This window comes from Pseudomonas putida, from assembly GCA_041071465.1.
GTDB lineage: Bacteria > Pseudomonadota > Gammaproteobacteria > Pseudomonadales > Pseudomonadaceae > Aquipseudomonas > Aquipseudomonas putida_P.
Genome location: CP163498.1, coordinates 1,798,392 through 1,816,967, shown reverse-complemented (window position 1 = coordinate 1,816,967; position 18,576 = coordinate 1,798,392). Strand labels below are relative to the sequence as shown.

General features: G+C 62.3%; 15 protein-coding genes and 1 pseudogene. 14 read left to right on the top strand and 2 right to left on the bottom strand.

Annotated features, from left to right (window positions below; all coding sequences use genetic code 11):
- The first annotated feature begins 40 nt into the window (after nucleotides 1–40).
- The 12 genes and pseudogenes from pilM (at nucleotide 41) to AB5975_08305 (ending at nucleotide 14,990) form a co-directional block, all read left to right on the top strand.
- Nucleotides 41–922: a type IV pilus biogenesis protein PilM gene (pilM, locus tag AB5975_08360; protein ID XDR21830.1), complete on the top strand. Its 882-nt coding sequence runs from the start codon at nucleotides 41–43 to the stop codon at nucleotides 920–922.
- A complete protein-coding gene (locus tag AB5975_08355) occupies nucleotides 919–1,455 on the top strand; it encodes a PilN domain-containing protein (protein ID XDR21829.1) in 537 nt (178 codons plus the stop codon). The genes pilM and AB5975_08355 overlap by 4 nt, the downstream gene beginning before the upstream one ends.
- Nucleotides 1,452–2,461: pseudogene (locus AB5975_08350) on the top strand (pilus assembly protein PilP). The gene AB5975_08355 and the pseudogene AB5975_08350 overlap by 4 nt, the downstream one beginning before the upstream one ends.
- On the top strand, nucleotides 2,391–3,653 hold the full coding sequence (locus AB5975_08345; GenBank protein XDR21828.1) for a type IV pilus secretin PilQ: 1,263 nt from the start codon (nucleotides 2,391–2,393) through the stop codon (nucleotides 3,651–3,653). The pseudogene AB5975_08350 and the gene AB5975_08345 overlap by 71 nt, the downstream one beginning before the upstream one ends.
- Nucleotides 3,654–3,657: 4 nt before the next feature.
- Nucleotides 3,658–4,176: a shikimate kinase AroK gene (gene aroK / locus AB5975_08340; protein XDR21827.1), complete on the top strand. Its 519-nt coding sequence runs from the start codon at nucleotides 3,658–3,660 to the stop codon at nucleotides 4,174–4,176.
- A gap of 95 nt (nucleotides 4,177–4,271) precedes the next feature.
- Nucleotides 4,272–5,369: a 3-dehydroquinate synthase gene (aroB, locus tag AB5975_08335; GenBank protein XDR21826.1), complete on the top strand. Its 1,098-nt coding sequence runs from the start codon at nucleotides 4,272–4,274 to the stop codon at nucleotides 5,367–5,369.
- 15 nt (nucleotides 5,370–5,384) lie between these two features.
- Nucleotides 5,385–6,989 (top strand): AAA family ATPase, encoded by a 1,605-nt coding sequence (locus AB5975_08330; protein XDR21825.1) that lies wholly within the window; start codon nucleotides 5,385–5,387, stop codon nucleotides 6,987–6,989.
- 129 nt (nucleotides 6,990–7,118) lie between these two features.
- Nucleotides 7,119–7,343 carry a hypothetical protein gene (locus AB5975_08325; GenBank protein XDR21824.1) on the top strand — a complete coding sequence of 75 codons (225 nt, stop codon included), beginning with the start codon at nucleotides 7,119–7,121 and terminating at the stop codon, nucleotides 7,341–7,343.
- A gap of 19 nt (nucleotides 7,344–7,362) precedes the next feature.
- On the top strand, nucleotides 7,363–11,808 hold the full coding sequence (gene gltB / locus AB5975_08320) for a glutamate synthase large subunit (protein ID XDR21823.1): 4,446 nt from the start codon (nucleotides 7,363–7,365) through the stop codon (nucleotides 11,806–11,808).
- A gap of 106 nt (nucleotides 11,809–11,914) precedes the next feature.
- Nucleotides 11,915–13,333: an FAD-dependent oxidoreductase gene (locus tag AB5975_08315; GenBank protein ID XDR21822.1), complete on the top strand. Its 1,419-nt coding sequence runs from the start codon at nucleotides 11,915–11,917 to the stop codon at nucleotides 13,331–13,333.
- A gap of 128 nt (nucleotides 13,334–13,461) precedes the next feature.
- Nucleotides 13,462–14,526: a uroporphyrinogen decarboxylase gene (gene hemE, locus AB5975_08310; protein XDR21821.1), complete on the top strand. Its 1,065-nt coding sequence runs from the start codon at nucleotides 13,462–13,464 to the stop codon at nucleotides 14,524–14,526.
- Nucleotides 14,527–14,642: 116 nt separating this feature from the next.
- The gene (locus tag AB5975_08305) at nucleotides 14,643–14,990 is read left to right on the top strand and encodes a YgiW/YdeI family stress tolerance OB fold protein (GenBank protein XDR21820.1); all 348 of its coding nucleotides are present in this window, start codon (nucleotides 14,643–14,645) and stop codon (nucleotides 14,988–14,990) included.
- 35 nt (nucleotides 14,991–15,025) lie between these two features.
- On the opposite strand, the gene AB5975_08300 is transcribed toward AB5975_08305, so the two are convergent.
- Nucleotides 15,026–16,213 carry an MFS transporter gene (locus tag AB5975_08300; protein XDR21819.1) on the bottom strand — a complete coding sequence of 396 codons (1,188 nt, stop codon included), beginning with the start codon at nucleotides 16,211–16,213 and terminating at the stop codon, nucleotides 15,026–15,028.
- 164 nt (nucleotides 16,214–16,377) lie between these two features.
- On the opposite strand from AB5975_08300, the gene AB5975_08295 reads away from it, so the two are divergent.
- Nucleotides 16,378–17,277: a LysR substrate-binding domain-containing protein gene (locus AB5975_08295; GenBank protein ID XDR21818.1), complete on the top strand. Its 900-nt coding sequence runs from the start codon at nucleotides 16,378–16,380 to the stop codon at nucleotides 17,275–17,277.
- 76 nt (nucleotides 17,278–17,353) lie between these two features.
- Entirely contained in the window at nucleotides 17,354–18,127 is a 774-nt protein-coding gene (locus tag AB5975_08290) for a ParA family protein (GenBank protein XDR21817.1), read from the top strand.
- On the opposite strand, the gene trxC is transcribed toward AB5975_08290, so the two are convergent.
- On the bottom strand, nucleotides 18,124–18,558 hold the full coding sequence (gene trxC, locus AB5975_08285) for a thioredoxin TrxC (protein ID XDR21816.1): 435 nt from the start codon (nucleotides 18,556–18,558) through the stop codon (nucleotides 18,124–18,126). The genes AB5975_08290 and trxC overlap by 4 nt on opposite strands.
- Nucleotides 18,559–18,576 lie beyond the last annotated feature (18 nt).

Below are 18,576 nucleotides of genomic sequence, written 5' to 3'. Positions count from 1 at the left end.
GTGTTGCCGCGGGGTTGCCACAGACAGCAGGGAAGTCGCGATGCTTGGACGCTTCGGCAAGGATGCCGGTTCACTCGTGGGGGTGGAAATTGCCCCGGATGCCGTTCGCATGCTGCAACTGCAGCAGCGCAATCGACGCTGGCGGGTGGTGGGGTCGGCACAAGAACCGCTTATGGCACCGCTGGGTGATGATTGGGTGGCGGAGCCTGATGCAGTGGTGGCTGCGTTACAGCGCGCCTACCAGCGTAGCGGGCTCAAGCAGCGCCGGGTGGCGCTGGCATTACCGGCCAGCCAGGTCATCTGCAAACTGTGCCACCTGCCTGCGCAACAGAACGAAGCGCAGTTGGAGGCGCGGTTGCTGGCCGATGCTGAGCGGCTGTTTCCGTTTCCACTGGAAGACCTGGCCCTGGATTTTCAGGTCTTGGGGGCTTCCAGTGTTCAGCCAGGCTGCAGTGAGGTGATGGTTGCTGCCTGTCGGCAGAGCGCGCTGGCGTCACTTGAATCAGTGGTCGAGGCGGCGGGCTTGCAGTTGGAAGCCGTCGAGGTCGACAACATTGCTTTGTGCCGCATGTTGCCACGGGGCGGCTCGGAGGGGGCGGCGTTGTTGCGTGTCGACGCTCGCAGCCTGACCCTCTATGACTGGCTGCCGGGCAGGGTATACCAGCGCCGTGAGCTGCCAGTCTCCGGTTTGGAGACTAGCGGGCTGTTGCCAGAGCATTTGCAGGCGCTGCTGACCGACAAAAACCTGCCTGCGGGCTTGTGGATTAGCAGCAGCTCAGCGATTGACTCAGGCTGGTTGCAAGGGCTTGGCAATCGGCTGAACCTGCCGTGCAGGTGCCTGCCCGGCCTGACGGGGCTTGAGCATGTCGATGGGTCGATGCTCCTGGCCTGTGCCTTGGCCGTGGGAGGGTTGCGCCCATGATGCGGTTAAACCTTCTGCCATGGCGTGAACGGCAGCGTCAGGCTGCGCTGCGGCGTTTTCGCGGCCAGCTGGTTGCTGGCGCTTTACTGGCCTTGTGCGCCGTGATGCTGGTCGATCAATTGGCCCGCCAGCGCGGGCAGCAGCAGGCGCTGGCCAATACCCAGTTCCAGGCTGCCCTTGAGGAGCTGGACGAGCAGTTGCGGCCGCTGGCCGATGTACGCACGCAGCATGCAGCATTGCTCGCCCGGGCCTCGGCGCTGGAAGGCTTGCGTGCCCACCAGGGGATGTTGGCCGGTCTGTTCGCTGACCTTGAGGGGGCTTTGCCTGAAGGTGTGCAACTCCTTGAGCTCAGCCTTGAAAGCGGCCGCCTGCAGATGACCGGCTTGGCTGCATCCGGTGCTGTGGTTGCGCAGTTCATGCGTGACTTGAACCGCTCGAGCGTTTTGCTCGATTTGGAACTCAAGCGCATCAAGAGCCTGCCGGGCGGCGATGAATTCCTGCTGACCGCGCGCGTTTCGGCGTTTTGGTCGTGAGTACTGCACAGCTTCTCGCTTGGTTGGCTGTGGTCGAGCGCTCCGATCGCTGCCGACGACTGGCGCCAGCGCTGGTAGCCGCTGTGTTGTTCAGCCTGGGCTGCGCGATGCGCCTGCCGGCACTGATTCAGCAGCAGTCACGCGAGGATGTCAGGTACGCCGAATTGAATCAGAGGCAGGCAGCCAGTGCATTGCGGTTGGCCGAGCTTGAGCAGTTGCGGGCTGCTGTGGTGGCCGCCGAGCAGCGGTTGCAGGAGGCGCGCTGGCAACTGGCTGGCGGGGAGGGCATGAGTGACCTGCTTGAGCGCCTGGCGGTGACGGGGCATGCGCAGGGTTTGCTGGTCGAGCGCCTCGATGTCGATAAGGGCGAGCAACAGGCTGGTTTGCGCAAAGTGCCGCTGGAGTTGCAAGTGGTGGGGCGTTACTCAGCCTTGCGGTTGTGGTTGGACGACTGGTTGGGGCAGGTGCGAGTGCTGCACAGCGATGACATGAGCCTGGCTGCTGTTGATCGCCAGCCTGGGCTGTTGCGCCTGCGGTTGCGGGTTTATGCCTATGACGCGCCCGCACCCATGAAGGCACCTGCGATGCTGGCGCGGCTACCGGCAAGGGCTGCAATGGCTGCGCCTGCCGTAGACCCGTTTGCCCCGTGGCGGCGCGGTTGACCGCAACGGGGCTGGCCGGTGTGCCGCTGGCGCAGCTGGAGATGGTCGGTAGCCTGGCGCGCGGGGCGGCACGCGAAGCATTGCTGATGGCGGCTGGCAGGCTTTACCGCGTGCGCCCAGGTGACCGGGTAGGGCGTGATCAGGGGGTGGTGGCGTACATCGACCAACGTCAGGTCGAAGTGCGGGAGCGGCTGTTCATGGCGGGGGAGTGGCACGAACGCACGGCGTTCATCACCCTTGCCAAGCGCCTGGGCAAGGAGGCCTCGGACCAGAATGAAAACGTGGATGAAATATCTGCTGGCAACCCTGCTGTCGGTTCCGCTGGCGTCGGCGACGTCTTATGAGGGTGAGCCGCTATCGTTGAACTTTCAGGATGTAGAGGTGCGCGCGGTACTGCAGGTACTGGCGGACTATGCCGGGGTAAACTTGGTAGCCAGCGATGCGGTGCAAGGCAACGTCACGATGCGCTTGCAGGACGTGCCGTGGGATCAGGCACTGGACCTGGTGTTGCGCAGCAAGGGCCTGGCTCGGCGCCAGGAGGGTAATGTGCTGTTGGTGGCGCCTGCCGCCGACTTTGCCGCACAGTCAGCCGAGACCCGTGCGGGGCAAGTGCTGGAAGCGCAGTTGCAACCTTTGCGTCGGGAACTGCTGCCTATTCACCACGCCAAGGCTGCCGATTTGGCGGAGTTGCTACAGGCGAGCCTGGTGGGTGACGGTATTCTCACGGGTAGCCTGAGTGTCGATGAGCGCACCAATACCCTGGTGGTGCACCTGCCTGCCGGCCGCCTGGCCGAATTGCGGCAACTGGTGACGCAGTTGGATGTGCCGGTGCGCCAGGTAGCGATCGAGGCGCGTATCGTCGAGGCCAACGTCGATTACGAAAAGAGCCTGGGGGTGCGCTGGGGCGGGCCGCTATACGGCGCGCAACTGCGGCCAGGCAAAGAATTGTTCGTCGATCTCGGCGTCGAGCGTGCCGGCGGCAGTATCGGCCTTGGGTTATTGCGCGGGGACGTGTTGCTGGACCTTGAGCTCAGCGCCATGGAAAAGAGTGGTAACGGCGAGATCATTTCGCAGCCCAAGGTGGTCACGGCCGACAAGGAAACGGCGAGGATCCTCAAGGGAACCGAGGTGCCTTACCAGGAAACCAGCCAAAGCGGTGCGACCTCGGTATCTTTTCGCGAAGCGTCGCTGTCGTTGGAAGTTACCCCGCAGATCACCCCGGACAATAAGGTGATCATGACCGTCAGGGTGACCAAGGACGAGCCGGATTACGTCAATGCCTTGAACAACGTACCGCCGATCCGCAAGAACGAGGTAAATGCCAAGGTTCGTGTGGCTGATGGCGAAACGATCGTGATTGGTGGCGTTTACTCGACTTCGCAAAACAATGTGGTCGACAAGGTGCCATTTTTCGGCGATCTGCCGTATGTTGGGCGGCTGTTTCGACGCGATGCATTACAAGAGAAAAAATCCGAGCTGCTGGTCTTCCTGACTCCGCGTATCATGAGTGACCAGGCGATTGCTGTGAGTCGTTGATTCTGTGCGAAATTTGATACTTGTGGGGCCCATGGGCGCTGGTAAAAGCACCATCGGACGCCTATTGGCCAAAGAGCTGCGCCTGCTGTTCAAGGATTCCGACAAGGAAATCGAACTGCGATGCGGCGCCAACATCCCGTGGATTTTCGACAAGGAAGGCGAGCCGGGTTTCCGTGATCGCGAGCAAGCGATGATCGCCGAGCTGTGCGCGCTCGACGGCGTGGTCCTGGCCACCGGCGGCGGCGCGGTGATGCGTGAAGCCAACCGTCAGGCGCTTTATCGGGGAGGCCGGGTGATCTACCTGCATGCTTCGGTGGAGCAGCAGGTCGGGCGCACCGCGCGCGACCGCAACCGCCCGCTGCTGCGTACCGCCAATCCCGAGGCAACCTTGCGTACCTTGCTGGAAACCCGCGACCCGCTCTACCGCGAAATCGCCGACCTGGTCGTGGAAACCGATGAGCGGCCGCCACGCATGGTGGTGATCGATATTCTTGAGCGCTTGCAGCAGTTGCCGCCCCGTTAACCCGGGACTATTCTCGGCCACCAGCCGGGGCGAGGTTCAACGTTACCGCGCAGGTTGCCCGAATGGCGCCGCGCCCAAGTACATTGTGGGGATACATGCAGACACTAAAGGTCGACCTGGGCGAGCGTAGCTACCCGATCTACATTGGCGAAGGCCTGCTGGACCAGCCCGAACTGCTGGCGCCGCACATTGCCGGCCGGCAGGTTGCCATCGTTTCCAACGAGACCGTCGCCCCCCTGTATCTCGAACGCCTGAGCAAGACCCTGGGTGCCTACTCGGTACTGCCGGTGGTGTTGCCCGATGGCGAAGCCCACAAGAATTGGGAAACCCTGCAACTGATTTTCGATGGCTTGCTGACAGCCCGCCATGATCGTCGCACCACCGTGGTCGCCCTGGGCGGCGGCGTGATCGGCGACATGGCCGGCTTCGCTGCCGCTTGCTACCAGCGCGGTGTCGACTTCATCCAGGTGCCGACCACCCTGTTGTCCCAGGTCGACTCTTCGGTGGGCGGCAAGACCGGCATCAATCACCCGCTGGGCAAGAACATGGTCGGTGCCTTCTATCAGCCCAATGCGGTACTGATCGATACCACCAGCCTCAAGACCCTGCCCGCGCGCGAACTGTCCGCAGGCCTGGCCGAAGTGATCAAGTACGGCCTGATTTGCGACAAACCGTTCCTCGCCTGGCTCGAAGACAATATGCAGGCCCTGCGCGCCCTCGACTCGGCAGCCCTGACCGAGGCCATCCGCCGCTCCTGCGCGGCCAAGGCCGCAGTAGTGGGGGCTGACGAGCGCGAGTCGGGCGTACGGGCCACGCTGAACCTGGGGCATACCTTCGGGCATGCCATCGAAACCCACATGGGCTATGGCGTGTGGTTGCACGGCGAGGCCGTGGCGGCGGGCACGGTGATGGCCCTGGAAATGTCCATGCGTCTTGGCTGGATCGACCAGGCCGAGCGCGATCGCGGTATCCGCCTGTTGCAGGATGCAGGTTTGCCGGTGGTGCCACCACAGGAAATGACCCCGGCGCATTTCATGGAGCACATGGCGGTCGACAAGAAGGTGCTCGACGGTCGTCTGCGTCTGGTGCTGTTGCGCCAGATGGGCGAGGCCGTGGTGACCGACGACTATTCGAAAGAGATTCTACAGGCCACGCTGTCGGCGGATTACCGCGCGATCGTGGCCCAGCTTTGAGGTTGTGACAGCGCAATGACCAGTTTGCATGCCGATGAGGCCTTTCTCGACCATTACCAGTTGAGCCACGATCCGTTCGCGCCCCGCGTGCCCGGTTTCAAGTTCTTCCCGGCCCAGCGCAAGCCCGTGCTCGGCCAACTGCACCACCTGGCGCGCTACAGCCAGTTGATGCTGGTGGTCAGCGGCCCGCTGGGCAGCGGTAAGTCGCTGCTGCGCCAGGCCTTGGTGGCCAGCACCAACAAACAGGCTGTGCAAAGTGTGGTGGTGTCTGCCCGCAGCGCCAGCGATGCCTCCAGCATGCTCGCCCACGTCGCCCAGGACCTTGGTGTGGCCCAGCCTGAAGTGCAGGCGATCCTGTCCAAAGTGGTGCAGCTGGCACTGACCGGGCAGGAAGTGTATTTGCTGGTGGACGATGCGGAACAACTCGACGAGTCGGCACTCCAAGCGTTGCTGGAATTGGCGGCGGGGGTGCCGGAAGGGCGCCCGCACGTGTTCCTGTTCGGTGAGCCATCGCTGATTGCCGGGCTGGACGAGCTCAATGTCGAGGAAGAACGCTTCCACATCATCGAGCTTGCCCCCTACAGTGAGGAAGAAACCCGCGAATACCTGGAGCAGCGCCTGGAGGGCGCCGGCCGGGGCATCGAGGTGTTCAGCCGTGAACAGATCGCCGATATCCATGAAAACTCCGACGGTTGGCCTGGCAATATCAACCAGGTCGCCCGTGACACTTTGATCGAAGCCATGATCGCCAGCCGCTCGACGGCCAAGCGACCATCCATGGGGTTCAAGATGCCTAAAAAACATGTGCTCGCGCTGTCCGCTGTGGTCGTGGTCGCCGTTGCGGCTGCAGTATTGATGCCCAAGAAAAGCGACAAGGCCCCCGCCGAAGCGCCAGCCGCCCAGGCTCAGTTGCCACTGGGCGACGGCAAGCAGGGTGCTGCCATCGAGTTCTCTGGCTCGTCCCAGCCCATGCCGCTGCCGCTGGTTGGCCAGTCGCAGCCGGTGATGCGCGAGCCGTTGGCCCAGGCCGCAGGCATGGGCGAGGGCGAAGAAGGCAGCCCGGCAGGTGATACCGCCCTGCAGCCTGGCAACCCACCACCTACCGTGACTACCATCGCGCCGCCGCAAGGTGTGCCGGCAGGCCCGGCCCCCGCGCCTGCTCAGCCAGTCGCCAGTGCGCCTGTGCAGCCGGTTGCGCCTGCGCCAAAGCCTGTTGCAACCCAGCCCGTAAAACCGGTTGCGCCTGCCAAGCCTGCTCCCGCGCCGACCCAGGTTGCCGTGGCCAAGCCGGCCGCCAAACCTGCCGAGAAACCAGCGGCCGCTGGCGGTGGCAGCGGTGGTTGGTACGCGGGGCAGAAGCCAGGTAATTATGTGGTGCAGATCCTCGGCACCAGCTCCGAAGCTTCGGCCCAGGCATACGTCAAGGCCCAGGGTAGCGACTATCGCTACTTCAAGAAAAACCTGCAGGGCAAGCCACTGTATGTAGTCACTTACGGCAGCTTCGCCAACCGCGACGCAGCGGTTGCAGCAATCAAGAACTTGCCAGCGAAGGTCCAGGCTGGTAAACCTTGGCCACGTACCGTGGGCAGCGTCCAACAAGAGCTGGCCACGGCCCGCTGATACCTTCCGGGCGGCATCACCCCGCCGCCCTGTAGCTAAGCGAATTCTAGCTTTCGACTAGCCTGCTGCGCCCGAGCGCGGCAGGCTTTTCTGTCCCAGACTGCCGGCCACAAGCCCCTAGTTGCAGTCATGGCTGAAACGCTTCAGACTCAAGCCAAGCCGCTATCACGGCGCATGGCGCAAAAACATTCAAAATTGCGACATAAATTTTCAATGGTGAGACATGAAAATTTGTGGGCATCGCTGTCGCTGTGCAACAATGGTTTTCCATGGCCACCGCAAAAAAGCTGGCGTTTGATCGGCGTGGATGGTAAGTGGTTGTTAAAAAAGAGATTTGCCTCCGTTGAGAGGTGAACCTGGTGAGAATGTGTCTATGAAAACAGGTCTGTACCATCCCGAAGAATTCAAGGACAACTGTGGTTTTGGCCTGATCGCCCATATGACGGGTGAACCGAGCCACCACCTTCTGCAAACCGCCATGCAGGCACTGACTTGCATGACCCACCGCGGCGGCATCAACGCCGACGGCAAGACCGGTGACGGTTGCGGTCTGCTTATGCAGAAGCCCGATCAATTTCTGCGTGCCGTGGCCCAGGAACACTTCGCCGTCGAGCTGCCCAAGCAATACGCCGTCGGCATGGTGTTCTTCAACCAGGACCCGGTCAAAGCCGAAGCGGCTCGCGCTAACATGGACCGCGAAATCCTCGCCGCTGGCCTGAAGCTGGTCGGATGGCGCAAGGTGCCGATCGACACCAGCGTGCTGGGCCGCCTGGCCCTGGAGCGTCTGCCGCAGATCGAGCAGGTGTTCATCGGCGGTGAAGGCCTGAGCGACCAGGAATTCGCCATCAAGCTGTTCAGTGCCCGTCGCCGTTCGTCGGTGGCCAACGCCCACGATAGCGACCACTACATCTGCAGCTTCTCGCACAAGACCATCATCTACAAAGGCCTGATGATGCCGCGCGATCTCGCGGCGTTCTATCCAGACCTGGGTGACGAGCGCCTGCAAACCGCGATCTGCGTGTTTCACCAGCGCTTCTCCACCAACACCCTGCCGAAATGGCCGCTGGCGCAACCGTTCCGCTTCCTCGCCCACAACGGCGAGATCAACACCATCACCGGCAACCGCAACTGGGCAATGGCCCGTCGCACCAAGTTCGCCAACGACCAGATCCCCGACCTCGAAGAGCTTGGCCCGCTGGTCAACCGCGTCGGTTCCGACTCGTCGAGCATGGACAACATGCTGGAGTTGATGGTCACCGGTGGCATCGACCTGTTCCGCGGCGTGCGCATGCTGGTACCGCCAGCCTGGCAGAACGTCGAGACCATGGACGCCGACCTGCGCGCCTTCTACGAATACAACTCCATGCACATGGAGCCGTGGGATGGCCCGGCCGGTATCGTCATGACCGAAGGCCGCCACGCGGTGTGCCTGCTCGACCGCAACGGCCTGCGCCCGGCGCGCTGGGTAACCACCACCAACGGCTACATCACCATCGCCTCGGAAATCGGCGTTTGGGGCTATCAGCCTGAGGAGGTGCTGGCCAAGGGCCGTGTCGGCCCAGGTCAAATCCTTGCCGTGGACACCGAAACCGGCCAGATCCTCGACACCGACGCCATCGACAACCGCCTTAAGTCGCGTCACCCGTACAAGCGCTGGCTGCGTCAGCACGCTACCCGCATTCAGGCGACGCTGACCGACGACCAGGGTGTGGCCAGCTACGACGCTGACCAGCTCAAGCAATACATGAAGATGTTCCAGGTCACCTTCGAAGAGCGTGACCAGGTGCTGCGCCCGCTGGGTGAGCAGGGCCAGGAAGCCGTTGGCTCGATGGGTGACGACACGCCAATGGCCGTGCTGTCGCAGCGTGTGCGGTCGCCGTACGATTTCTTCCGCCAGCAGTTCGCTCAGGTGACCAACCCACCGATCGATCCGCTGCGTGAAGCGATCGTGATGTCGCTGGAAATCTGCCTGGGTGCCGAGCGCAACATCTTCCAGGAGTCCCCGGAGCACGCATCGCGGGTCATCCTCAGCTCGCCGGTCATTTCGCCCGCCAAGTGGCGTTCGCTGATGAACCTGGAGCGCGAAGGCTTCGACCGCCAGCTGATCGACCTCAATTACGAGCAGGGCATCGGCCTGGAAGCGGCCATTCGCAACATCGCCGACCAGGCCGAAGAGGCTGTGCGCGCGGGCAAGACCCAGCTGGTGCTGAGCGACCGTTATATCGCCCCAGGCAAGCTGCCTGTGCATGCGTCGTTGGCCGTTGGTGCGGTGCATCACCGCCTGACCGAGCAAGGCCTGCGTTGCGACAGCAACATCCTGGTGGAAACCGCCACCGCCCGTGACCCGCATCATTTCGCTGTGCTGCTGGGCTTCGGTGCCTCGGCCGTTTACCCGTACCTGGCGTATGAAGTACTGGCCGACCTGATCCGCACCGGCGAAGTGCTGGGCGACCTGGACGAAGTCTTCAAGTACTACCGCAAAGGCATCTCCAAAGGCCTGCTGAAGATCCTGTCGAAGATGGGTATCTCCACCATCGCCTCGTACCGTGGTGCGCAGCTGTTCGAAGCCATCGGTTTGGCCGAAGAAGTGGTCGGTCTGAGCTTCAAGGGTGTGTCCAGCCGCATCAAGGGGGCGCGTTTCGTTGACCTGGAAAGCGACCAGAAGCTGCTGGCGGCCGAAGCCTGGAGCGCGCGCAAGCCGATTCAGCAAGGTGGCCTGCTGAAGTTCGTCCACGGTGGCGAATACCACGCTTACAACCCGGATGTGGTCAACACCCTGCAAGCCGCTGTGCAGCAGGGCGACTACGCCAAGTTCAAGGAATACACCACGCTGGTCGACCAGCGCCCGGTATCGATGATCCGCGACCTGCTGAAAGTGAAAGTGGCCGACCAGCCACTGGCGCTGGAGCAGATCGAACCGCTGGAGGCTATCCTCAAGCGCTTCGATTCCGCCGGTATCTCGCTGGGCGCACTGTCGCCGGAAGCCCACGAAGCGTTGGCCGAAGCCATGAACCGCCTGGGTGCGCGTTCCAACTCCGGTGAGGGCGGTGAAGACCCGTCGCGCTACGGCACCATCAAGAGCTCGAAGATCAAGCAGGTGGCCACCGGCCGCTTTGGTGTGACCCCGGAATACCTGGTCAACGCCGAGGTGCTGCAGATCAAGGTTGCCCAGGGCGCCAAGCCCGGTGAGGGCGGCCAGCTGCCGGGCGGCAAGGTCAACGGCCTGATCGCCAAGCTGCGCTATGCGGTACCTGGCGTGACCCTGATCTCACCGCCGCCGCACCACGATATCTACTCGATCGAAGACCTTGCCCAGCTGATCTACGACCTCAAGCAGGTCAACCCGCAGGCGCTGGTGTCGGTCAAATTGGTGGCCGAGGCTGGCGTCGGTACGATTGCCGCTGGTGTGGCCAAGGCTTATGCAGACCTGATCACCATTTCCGGTTACGACGGTGGCACTGGTGCGTCGCCGCTGACCTCGATCAAGTACGCTGGCGCCCCATGGGAACTGGGCCTGGCTGAAACCCACCAGACCCTGCGCGGCAACGACCTGCGCGGCAAGGTACGGGTACAGACCGACGGTGGCCTGAAAACTGGCCTGGACGTGATCAAGGCAGCCATCCTCGGCGCCGAAAGCTTCGGCTTCGGCACCGCACCAATGATCGCCCTGGGCTGCAAGTACCTGCGTATCTGCCACCTGAACAACTGCGCCACCGGCGTAGCCACCCAGAACGACAAGCTGCGCAAGGACCACTACATCGGCACCGTCGACATGGTGATCAACTTCTTCACCTTCGTTGCCGAAGAAACCCGTGAGTGGCTGGCCAAGCTGGGCGTGCGCAGCCTCGGCGAACTGATCGGCCGTACCGACCTGCTCGACGTACTGCCAGGCGACACCGAGCGCCAGCAGTACCTGGACCTGTCGCCGCTGCTGGGCAGCTCGCACATTCCGGCAGACAAGCCGCAGTTCTGCGAAGTCGACAAGAACCCGCCGTTCGACAAGGGCGAGTTGGCCGAGAAAATGGTGGAAATGGCCCTGCCAGCGATTCGCGACCAGGCCGGTGGCGAGTTCGACCTCGACATCTGCAACTGCGACCGTTCCATCGGTGCCCGTATCTCTGGCGAAATCGCCAAGCTGTACGGCAACCAGGGCATGGCCGCCAACCCGATCACCTTCCGCTTCAAGGGTACTGCGGGCCAGAGCTTCGGCGTATGGAACGCCGGCGGCCTGAACCTGCACCTGCAAGGTGATGCCAACGACTACGTCGGCAAGGGCATGACCGGTGGCAAGGTCACCATCGTGCCGCCAGCCGGCAGCCCGTTCGAAACCCAGCACAGCGCCATCGTCGGCAACACCTGCCTGTACGGTGCCACTGGCGGCAAGCTGTTTGCCGCCGGTACCGCGGGCGAGCGCTTCGCTGTGCGTAACTCCGGCGCCCACGCTGTTGTCGAGGGCACTGGCGATCACTGCTGTGAGTACATGACCGGTGGCTTTGTCTGCGTCTTGGGCAAGACCGGTTACAACTTCGGTTCTGGCATGACTGGCGGCTTCGCCTACGTGCTCGACATGGACAACACCTTCGTCGACAAACTCAACCATGAGCTGGTGGAAATTCAGCGCATCAGTGGTGAAGCGATGGAGGCTTACCGCAGCCACTTGGCGCGCGTCCTTGCCGAGTACGTGGAAGAAACCGGCAGCGAGTGGGGGCGTGAGCTCTCGGAGAACCTGGACGACTACGTGCGGCGCTTCTGGCTGGTGAAGCCGAAGGCAGCCAACCTGAAGCAACTGCTGTCCAGCACCCGTGCCAACCCGCAGTAAGAACAGCTGCAAGTGACGGCCCCGTGCGCGGGGTCCGTCGTGCTCAAGTGATCGTCTTGCAGCTTGCAGCCTAGGGCTGGCAACTGCGGTAAAGAGGTTTTGAAAAATGGCTGAACGTCTGAACAACGACTTCCAGTTCATCGAAGTGGGCCGCAAGGACCCGAAGAAAAAGCTGCTGCGCCAGCGCAAGAAGGAGTTCGTGGAAATCTACGAGCCGTTCAAGCCGCAGCAGTCCGTGGAGCAGGCACACCGCTGCCTGGGCTGCGGTAACCCGTATTGCGAGTGGAAGTGCCCGGTGCACAACTTCATCCCCAACTGGTTGAAGCTGGTTTCCGAAGGCAACATCCTGGCTGCGGCGGAACTGTCGCACCAGACCAACACCCTGCCTGAAGTGTGCGGCCGCGTGTGCCCGCAAGACCGCCTGTGCGAGGGGGCCTGCACCCTGAACGATGGCTTCGGCGCAGTGACCATCGGTTCTGTGGAGAAGTACATCACCGACACCGCTTTCGCCATGGGCTGGCGCCCGGACATGTCCAAGGTCAAGCCAACCGGCAAGCGCGTCGCCATCATCGGCGCCGGCCCGGCCGGCCTGGGTTGTGCTGACGTGCTGGTGCGCGCTGGCGTAACCCCGGTGGTGTTCGACAAGAACCCGGAAATCGGCGGCTTGCTGACCTTTGGCATCCCCGAGTTCAAGCTGGAAAAGACCGTGCTCAGCAACCGCCGCGAAGTGTTCACCGGCATGGGTATCGAGTTCCGCCTGAACACCGAGGTGGGCAAGGACGTGACCATGGAGCAGCTGCTCGCCGAGTACGACGCGGTGTTCATGGGCATGGGTACCTACACCTACATGAAGGGCGGCTTCCCGGGCGAAGACCTGCCGGGCGTGCATGACGCACTGGACTTCCTGATTGCCAACGTCAACCGCAACCTGGGCTTCGAGAAGTCGCCGGAAGACTTCGTCGATATGCAGGGCAAAAAGGTCGTGGTGCTGGGCGGTGGTGACACCGCGATGGACTGCAACCGCACCTCGATCCGCCAGGGTGCCAAGGCAGTGACCTGTGCCTATCGCCGTGACGAAGCCAACATGCCGGGTTCGCGCAAAGAGGTGAAGAACGCCAAGGAAGAGGGCGTGAAGTTCCTCTATAACCGTCAGCCAATCGCCATTGTCGGCGAGGACAAGGTCGAAGGCGTGAAAGTGGTCGAGACCCGCCTGGGTGAGCCGGATGCCCGTGGCCGCCGCAGCCCCGAGCCGATCCCGGGCTCCGAAGAGATCCTGCCGGCCGATGCCGTGGTGATCGCCTTCGGCTTTCGCCCGAGCCCGGCGCCGTGGTTCGAGCAGCATGGCATTCAGCTGGACAGTCAGGGCCGTGTCGTGGCACCGGAGAAAGGCAAGTTCAAGCACCAGACCAGCAACCCGAAAGTGTTTGCCGGTGGCGACATGGTGCGTGGTTCGGACTTGGTAGTGACGGCTATTTTCGAAGGGCGTACAGCTGCCGAAGGCATTCTGGACTACCTCGAGGTCTGACTGTTTTAGATTTTGTATACAAAATCTATTGATCCAGGACATACCCATAGAGAAAAGGCACGGCAAACAGCCGTGCCTTTTCTTTGTGCGTCTGAGAAAATGCCCGCACTATTTTTCCGGATGCCGACATGACTGCCCTGAAGAACGATCGTTTCCTGCGTGCTCTGCTCAAGCAACCCGTAGACGTTACCCCGGTGTGGATGATGCGCCAGGCCGGCCGCTACCTGCCGGAGTACCGCGCCAGCCGCGCCAAGGCCGGTGACTTCATGAGCCTGTGCATGAACCCGCAGTTTGCCTGCGAGGTCACCCTGCAGCCGCTGGACCGCTACCCGCTGGACGCAGCGATCCTGTTCTCGGACATCCTCACCATCCCTGATGCCATGGGCCTGGGCCTGTATTTCGAAACCGGCGAAGGCCCGCGTTTCAAGAAGGTCATCAGCACCCCGGCCGACATCGAAGCACTGCCCATCCCCGACCCGCAAAAAGATCTGGGCTACGTGATGGACGCGGTCAGCACCATCCGTCGCGAGCTTAACGGCCGCGTGCCGTTGATCGGCTTCTCCGGCAGCCCTTGGACCCTGGCCACCTACATGGTTGAAGGCGGCTCGTCGAAGGACTTCCGCAAGACCAAGGCCATGGCCTACGACAACCCGCAAGCCCTGCACCTGCTGCTGGACAAGCTGGCCCAGTCGGTCACCAGCTACCTGAACGGCCAGATTCTGGCCGGTGCTCAGGCTGTGCAAATTTTCGATACCTGGGGCGGCAACCTGTCGGCGGCGGCCTACCAGGAATTCTCCCTGGCCTACATGCGCAAGATCGTCAGCGGCCTGATCCGCGAGCACGAAGGGCGCAAGGTGCCGGTGATCCTGTTCACCAAGAACGGCGGCCTGTGGCTGGAAAGCATCGCCGAAGCCGGTGCCGATGCACTGGGCCTGGACTGGACCTGCGAGATCGGCGACGCCCGCCGCCGCGTAGGTGACAAGGTTGCCCTGCAAGGCAACATGGACCCGACCGTGCTGTACGCCAAGCCCGAGGCCATCCGCCAGGAAGTGGCGCGCATCCTGGCCAGCTATGGCCAAGGCACCGGCCACGTATTCAACCTGGGCCATGGCATTACCCCGGAAGTCGACCCGGAGCATGCTGGCGTGTTCATCAACGCCGTGCATGAACTGTCGGCGCAGTATCACCAGTGAGTTGATTGCTGGAAAGCAAAGCCCGGCCCTGTGCCGGGCTTTTTGTCGCATTAAGTTTTAATTCAGCGAACGTCGTTAATCTGGTCCCATCGAAACCGAAACAGGACCCTATCCTCATGAAAACCCGTTATCTCGCCCTGATCCTCGCCCCGCTGTTCAGCACTGCCGCACTTGCTGCTGGCTATACCGGCCCCGGTGCCCAGTCGGTCACCACCGTCGCCGCTGCCAACGACGCTGCCGATGACACCCCAGTGGTGCTGCAGGGCTTCGTGACCAAGAAGATCAACAACGACGACAAGTACGAGTTCAAGGACAACACCGGCACCATTACCGTCGAGATCGATGACGAAGACCTGCCGCCGACGCCGTTCAACGACAAGACCAAGGTCAAGCTGACCGGTGAGGTGGAGAAGCACCTGATGAGCCGTGAAGTGGATGTGGATATTGTCGAGATCATCAACTGATCTGAGATTTTGGGGCCGCAAAGCGGCCCCCTGGGTCAGCTCGATTTAGGGGGTAACTTGCTCAGGTGCAACGCCACCAGCAACGCCACCGCCAGCAAGCTGCCAATGAACAGCCCAATGCCATTCCAGCCCCACTGGTGCCAGAACACCCCGCCCGCCGTACCGGCCACGCTGGACCCTGCGTAGTAGCTGAACAGGTACAGCGACGACGCCTGTCCCTTGGCCTTCAGCGCTCTGCGTCCGATCCAGCTGCTGGCCACCGAGTGTGCGCCAAAGAAGCCGAAGGTGAACACCAGCATACCCACGATCACCATGGCCAGCGGGCTGGCCAGGGTCATCAGCAAGCCGCCGGCCATCACCACGATACTGGCCCAGAACACCTTGCGCCGGCCCAGCTTGTCAGCCAGGGCACCGACTTGCGCCGAGCTGTAGATGCCCGACAGATAAACCACCGACAGCAAGCCCACCAGCGCCTGGTTCATGTGGTAAGGCTCGGCCAGCAGCCGGTAGCCGATATAGTTGAACAAGGTGACGAACGCACCCATCAGCAGGAAGGCTTCGAGGAACAGCCAGGGCAGGCCGGCATCCTTGAAATGCATGACAAAGCCATCCAGAAGGCTGCGCGGGCTCATCATCTGCGGGCGGAAGTTGCGCGATTCGGGCAGTACCTTCCAGAACACCAGTGCGGCTACCAGGGCCAGGCCACCGATGGTCAGCATCGCCGTGTGCCAGCTGACGAAGTCGATCAGGACGCCAGTGATTAGCCGCCCACTCATGCCGCCAATCGCGTTGCCGCCGATGTACAGACCCATTGCCAGGCCAATGTGTTGCGGGTGGATCTCTTCGCTCAGGTAGGTCATTGCCACCGCAGCCAGGCCGCTCAACGACAGGCCGACCAACGCACGGGTGGCCAGTACCAGCTCCCAGCTCGGCATCACTGCGCTGGCCAGGGTGGACAGGGCGGCGCAGACCAAGGCGAACACCATCACCGGCTTGCGCCCGATGCGGTCAGAAATGGGGCCGGTGATCAGCAGGCCGAACGCCAGCATGGCAGTGGACACCGATAGCACCAAGCTGCTTTGCGCCGCGTTGATGGCAAATTCCTTGGACAGCAGCGGCATCATCGGCTGTACGCAGTACAGCAGGGCGAAGGTGGCGAAGCCGCCGCTGAACAGGGCCAGCACGGTCTTCATGAAGGCGGGGGTGCCTTTCTCGATCCACATGTCGTTCAGGGTGGCAGGTTCGGGCTCGGCAGGAAGGGGGCTACAGCAGTTTTCACGGGCGGGTACCTCTGGCGCAATGAAAAAAGCATATAGCTGGCTAATGATTAGATCCAATATATTGTTCGACCTATTTAAGATGTTTTACGACCTGTTTGGAGCCCATCATGGAACTGCGCCATCTGCGTTACTTCATCGCCGTGGCCGAAGAGCTGCACTTTGGCCGCGCCGCCCAGCAGCTGGGTATTTCACAGCCACCCTTGAGCCAGCAGATCCAGGCGCTGGAACAAGAGCTGGGGGCGCGTCTGTTCGACCGTACCAATCGTCGGGTCGAGCTGAGCGAGGCGGGGCGGCTGTTCCTTGAAGAGGCCAGGCAGGTGCTGGCGCAGGTAGAAAAGGCGGCAGATGTGGCCCGGCGTGCGCAGCTGGGAGAGCTGGGCGAGATGAAAATAGGCTTCACCTCGTCGGCTCCGTTCACCTCGAAAATTCCCAAGGCGATCCATGCCTTCCGTCAGCGCTTCCCGTCGGTGCACCTGAACCTCAAGGAAATGAGCAGCCGTGATGTTGCCGAAGGGGTGTTCGATGAATCGATCGAAGTGGGGTTGATGCGGCCGATGCCGCTACCGGAAGGGCTGGTGGCCACCGAGTTGTTCCGCGAGCCGCTGGTGGCGGTGATCAATGCCTCGCATCCGCTGGCCGAGGGCACTGAGCAGGGTGTTTATATGGCGGCACTGGCCCATGAACCGTTCGTGTTCTTCCCGCGCAGTTATGGCAGCGGCCTGCATGCGCAATTGCTGAGCCTGGCGCGACAGGCGGGCTTCAGCCCGCACTTCGCACAAGAGGCGGGGGAGGCGATGACCATCATTGGCCTGGTGTCGGCGGGGTTGGGCGTGTCGGTGTTGCCGGCGTCGTTCCAGCGCATGCGCATTGAAGGCGTGGTGTACCGCACGCTGCTGGATGAAGGGGCGATGTCGGCGGTGTGGCTGGTGCAACGCGAGCGCGGTAATTCGGTGATGGCCAAAGCGTTTGCCGAGCTGTTGACGGGGCAAGTGGTCGGCCAGGGCTGATGCCGGTCAAATGGCACTGGCCATTGCCGCAGCGTCACCACATACTCGGGCATTCGTTGAAACACGGAGGTCAATCATGCGGCGCGTGGTATTCAATCAGAAAGGTGGCGTGGGCAAGTCGAGCATCGCCTGCAACCTTGCGGCGGTCAGTGCCAATGAAGGCTACCGGACCTTGCTGATCGACCTGGATGCCCAGGCTAACTCGACCCAGTACCTCACTGGCCTGACCGGCGAGGACATCCCCATGGGTATCGCCGACTTTTTCAAGCAAAGCCTGTCCAGCGGGCCGTTCAGCAAGAAGAACAAGGTCGATATCTACGAAACGCCGTTCGACAACCTGCACGTGGTCACCGCCACCGCCGAGCTGGCCGACCTGCAGCCCAAGCTTGAGGCCAAGCACAAGATCAACAAGCTGCGTAAGCTGCTCGACGAGTTGGACGAGGACTACGAGCGTATCTACATCGATACCCCACCGGCGCTGAACTTCTACGCGGTTTCCGCGTTGATTGCCGCTGATCGCGTGCTCATTCCCTTCGACTGCGACAGCTTCTCGCGCCAGGCCCTGTATGGCCTGCTGGCCGAGATCGAAGACCTCAAGGAAGACCACAACGAAGACCTGATGGTCGAAGGCATCGTGGTCAACCAGTTCCAGTCCCGTGCCAGCCTGCCACAGCAGATGCTCGACGAACTGCTGGCCGAAGGGTTACCGGTGCTGCCGGTGTACCTGGGCAGCTCGGTGAAGATGCGTGAATCGCACCACGCCAGCCTGCCGCTGATTCACCTGGAGCCCAAGCACAAGCTGACCCAGCAGTTTGTCGAGTTGCACTCGTTGCTCGAAGAGAACGCTTAAACCCCTTGGCTACGCACCCACTCCAGCAACGTCTGGAGTGGAAACGCCCCGGCCTGGCGGCTGACTTCGCGGCCGTTCTTGAACAGCAGCAGGCTGGGGATCGAACGAATGCCCAGTTGCCCCGCAAGGTTGCGGTTGGCTTCGCTGTCGAGCTTGGCCAGGCGGCAGCGGCCGGTCAGCTGGCGGGCGGCCTGTTCGAAGGTGGGGGCAAAGGACTTGCACGGGCCGCACCAGTCGGCCCAGATGTCGACCAGTAGCGGTAGGTCGCCCTTGATCTGGCTGGCGTAGCTGGCTTCGGTCAGCTCGAAAGGGGTGCTCAGCAGCATGTCCTGTTTGCAGCGGCCGCATTTTGGTGTATCGCCCAGGCGCTCGGCGGGCAGGCGGTTGAGGCCGTTACAGTGGGGGCAGGGGACTACCAGCGGTTCGGACATGTTGTTTCCTTGATATTT